This is a genomic window from Natrialba swarupiae (assembly GCF_008245225.1).
Lineage (GTDB): Archaea > Halobacteriota > Halobacteria > Halobacteriales > Natrialbaceae > Natrarchaeobius > Natrarchaeobius swarupiae.
On the sequence record NZ_VTAW01000096.1, the window covers coordinates 1 to 358 of the forward strand.

1 pseudogene is annotated in these 358 nt (G+C 50.8%); it reads left to right on the plus strand.

Annotated elements, in window-relative coordinates:
• Positions 1 to 77: 77 nt before the first annotated feature.
• Positions 78 to 287, plus strand: a pseudogene (locus FYC77_RS20070) (IS1595 family transposase); the annotation flags it as partial.
• Positions 288 to 358 lie beyond the last annotated feature (71 nt).

A 358-nucleotide genomic window follows, 5' to 3' on the forward strand; every position in this document is an offset into this window, starting at 1 on the left:
AGCCAAAACAGCCATCACAATGGAGGTGTCAACTGAAGCTACCAGAGGCGAACTCTAGACGACTTTGGGACGGGACCACAATCTTCGCCCATTCGAAGGTCGCGCTCAGAAAGTGGTTGTTCTCAATTTGCGCGTTTCTCGGGTTCAATACAAGTCTTCACCACCTTCAGCTCGAAATCGACGTGCAATACAAAACGATCTATCAGCGCGTCGAGCGCTTCATAAAGGCGCTCAATGCGCCTTCGCCCGATCTCGTTGGCTTGGTCGAGATCGACGAAGTCTCAGTACTTCACAAAGCAACTTGACGACACTGAGCTGTTCGTGAGAGCGTCCGCTAAATAGTAAGTAACTAGGAGGG